Origin of the sequence: Mesorhizobium sp. M7A.F.Ca.CA.004.12.1.1 (assembly GCF_003997835.1) — a bacterium.
Classification (GTDB): domain Bacteria; phylum Pseudomonadota; class Alphaproteobacteria; order Rhizobiales; family Rhizobiaceae; genus Mesorhizobium.
Genome location: NZ_RZRK01000640.1, coordinates 1 through 3,593 on the forward strand (window position 1 = coordinate 1; position 3,593 = coordinate 3,593).

Below are 3,593 nucleotides of genomic sequence, written 5' to 3' on the forward strand. Positions count from 1 at the left end.
CGTCCTATGAATGCGTGATGATCTCGACCGCGTTCGCCGATTTCGATCCGCTGAGGCTCTGTTCGCAGTTGCGCTCGCTCGATCGCACCCGTTTCGTGCCGATCATCCTGCTGGCGGAGGAGGGCGAGGAGGAACGCATCATCCGCGGCCTCGAACTCGGCATCAATGATTATCTGATGCGGCCGATCGACCAGCAGGAGTTGACGGCGCGGCTGCGCACCCAGGTGCGCCGCAAGCGTTACAACGACCAGCTGCGCGCCAGCGTCACCCAGACCATCGAAATGGCGGTGACCGATGGACTGACCGGGCTGCACAACCGCCGCTATCTGGACAGCCACCTGCAGACGCTGTTCGATCGCGCCGTAGCGCGGCGCCGGCCGCTGTCGGTGATGATCACCGACCTCGACCGCTTCAAGGCGATCAACGATGCGCACGGTCATGACGGCGGCGACGAGGTTCTGCGGGAATTCGCACGACGGCTGCGCAAGAATGTCAGGGGTATCGACCTTGCCTGCCGCTTTGGCGGCGAGGAGTTCGTCGTGGTGATGCCGGACACCGAGGGCGCGGTGGCCGAGAAGGTAGCCGAACGCATTCGCGCCGAAATCGCCCAGGCGGCTTTCGCCATCGGGCAGGACGGCAAGGCGATCGAAGTCACGGTCAGCGTCGGCGTGTCGTCGGTGCTGAAGGGCGTGGACACGGTGGCGGCGCTGATGAAGCGTGCCGATCTCGCGCTCTACGAAGCCAAAAGCGGCGGCCGAAATCGCGTCGTCGCCAAGGCGGCGTAGCGATCCAGCCCCGATTATCCTGTCAACCCGACAGGGTTACCCGTTTACCTTAATCCAAGCGATTCGCGAGCCTTGGTTAAGAAACTGTTGATTTTCATAAGCTCTTGCGCAACTGTGCAGGCCAAGACGAAGCCGGCACGAGGATAGAAAACCGGCTCCGATCCTGGGAATACCCCATGATGCTCAGGTCCGCCGCATCTCCTGGGTCCGTGGGGTCGGCCGGCCGGCGCTGGCACATAGTGGCCTCCTCGTACCGCTGCCAAACGCCGACCGGCCCCCTTCTCTCCAAAAGAACATCAGAACTCCGTGCCAAAGCACGGAGGAATCTGCGTTTTTGCATGTGAAATCAGGATACCCGTTTTGGTTCCTACACAGTTTCGCTGTGAGGGCAGCCAACGACGAGGGGAAGAGCACCCCTTCCATTTCATAGATATGGCGCACAAGGGGCTTGCGGCAAGACCCGGCTCCTCCCGTAAAACCGCGACCCAAGCCAGGGTGCGGAAAACGGGAGTTATGATAATGATTTCAGATCATGCGGTTGTGATCGCCGGGGGTGGTCCGACGGGATTGATGCTGGCAGGCGAACTGGCGCTGGCAGGCGTGGACGTTGCCATTTTCGAAAGGCGACCGGATCAGAAATTGGCAGGATTGCGCGCAGGCGGCCTGCATGCGCGCACTCTTGAGGTGCTCGACCAGCGCGGAATTGTGGATCGGTTTCTTTCACAGGGACAGATATCGCCGTCCGTGGGCTTCCACATGATCCGGTTAGGCATCAGCGATTTTCCCACGCGCCACAATTATCTGCTGGCACTGCGGCAAAACCACATCGAGCGCATCCTGGCCGACTGGGTCGGCGAGTTGAAGGTACCGATCTATCGCGGACACGAGGTTGCGGGGTTTGCCCAGGACGACAGCGGCGTCGATGTCGAACTGTCCACCGGTCACCGCCTGAGGGCCGCATATCTGGTCGGGTGCGACGGAGGCCGCAGCACCATTCGCAAGGCGACCGGTATCGAGTTCGCCGGATGGGATCCGACGATGAGCTGGATGATTGCCGAGGTCGAAATGTCGGAAGAACCGGCATGGGGCTTCCGCAGCAACGCCTCCGGAATTCATGCTCTGGGTAAGATCGAGGGCGGCAAGAAGGTTGGCGTCGTGCTGACGGAGCCCCGCCTGGAGGCGCGCGGCGAACCGACCCTGCGCGAGCTCAGCGAGGCGCTGACTGCCATCTACGGCACCGACTTCGGGGTTCACAGCCCGACCTGGCTCTCCCGCTTCACCGACATGACGCGCCAGGCTGCCGCATATCGCGACCGGCGCGTGCTGCTGGCGGGTGATGCCGCGCACATCCATCCGCCGATGGGCGGACAGGGCCTCAACATCGGCGTGCAGGATGCGGTGAACCTTGGATGGAAGCTGGCCCAAATCATCAAGGGGACATCGCCGCAAAGCCTGCTCGAAAGCTATCACGCCGAGCGCCATCCGGTCGCCGCCCGCGTGTTGCGCAACACGATGGCGCAGGTTGCGCTTCGCCGCACGGATGACCGCAGCAAGGCCTTGGCCGACACCGTTGCCGAGTTGCTCGGCATGGATGAACCCCGCAAGAAAATCGCCGCGGAGGTGTCTGGTCTGGGTGTTCATTACGACCTTGGCGAGGGGCATCCACTGCTTGGGCGGCGAATGCCCGATCTCGATCTGACCACCGCCGGCGGACGGTTGCGGGTCTTCACCTTGCTGCACGACGCGCGGCCCGTGCTGCTCAACCTCGGTGAGCCCGGCAGGCTGGACATCGCGTCCTGGGCTGATCGGGTCCGGCAGATCGACGCCGGTTACGCCGGTATCTGGGACCTCCCGGCTCTCGGGACGGTCGTTTCGCCCGACGCGGTCTTGATCCGGCCCGATGGTTATGTGGCTTGGGCCGGGGCGGGAACCCAACAGGGCCTGGTGGACGCGCTGACCACCTGGTTCGGGCCGCCTGCCACCGCAGGTTAGCAGCCACGATCGAAGCGCGACCGCGCGATCGCCTTGAGAGTATCGCGTCCCTCCCTCCGACAGTGCTCCTGACAGTTGGTTGACAGGAGCTTCCTTCTGTGCAGAAATTGGTTGGACCATTGGACCACTTGGAGGAAATGTGGACCAGAACAGCCTGCCCCCCATTCAGACCACGGCGCGCGACGACGCCGTGCTGAAGGCGTTGGTGGGCTTTGTTCGCGCCGAGGCCTTGCAGCCGGGCGAGCGGCTTCCAACCGAACGCATTCTGGCCGAGCGGCTGAAGGTCAGCCGCAACACCGTGCGCGAGGCACTGACACGCTGGGAAGGGCTCGGCCTCGTCGAGCGCCGGCAGGGCAGCGGCACCTATCTCAAGGCGGCTGTTTCACACGATATGCTGCACATGCCGCTGACGCTGGCGGGCGGCAATGATTTCACCAGCCTGATGCAGACGATGGAGATCCGCCGCGCGCTGGAGGCGGAGGCCGCAGCCCTTTGCGCCGAACGCGCCAGCCAGGCCGACATCGCCGAAATTGCACGCAAGCTCGACATCATGGAGCAGGCGTTCCGCACGCGCGACGGCATGTCGTCGGAAGAGGATTGGGAGTTCCACCAGGCGATCTACCGGGCCTCGGGTAATCCGCTGTTCGAGCAGATCATCGCCGCCATGTACGAATTGTTCCACCGCTTCTGGGAGCATCCGCTCGGCGTTCGCGATTTCGGCCATGCCAGCTTTCCCTATCACCGCACCATCTACGAATGCATCGCAGCCCGTGACCCGCAGGGCGCCCGCGCCGAAGCGCTCAAGCTGATCGCCAC

Annotated in this window: 3 protein-coding genes; all 3 read left to right on the plus strand. The window is 63.5% G+C overall.

From position 1 onward, the window contains the following. Positions 1-785, plus strand: a 785-nt coding sequence (locus tag EN984_RS26735) for a diguanylate cyclase (RefSeq protein ID WP_127384072.1), incomplete at its 5' end; no start/stop codon positions are given. Between the two features lie 519 nt (positions 786-1,304). After that, positions 1,305-2,777 carry an FAD-dependent monooxygenase gene (locus EN984_RS26745; protein WP_127270063.1) on the plus strand — a complete coding sequence of 491 codons (1,473 nt, stop codon included), beginning with the start codon at positions 1,305-1,307 and terminating at the stop codon, positions 2,775-2,777. Positions 2,778-2,916: 139 nt separating this feature from the next. Next, a partial coding sequence (locus tag EN984_RS26750; RefSeq protein ID WP_164765663.1) for a FadR/GntR family transcriptional regulator occupies positions 2,917-3,593 on the plus strand: 677 nt, incomplete at its 3' end.

Bases quoted from the DNA above. Each gene is read 5' to 3' on its own strand.
- EN984_RS26745 (WP_127270063.1), top strand. From the start codon at position 1,305: ATGATTTCAGATCATGCGGTTGTGATCGCCGGGGGTGGTCCGACGGGA.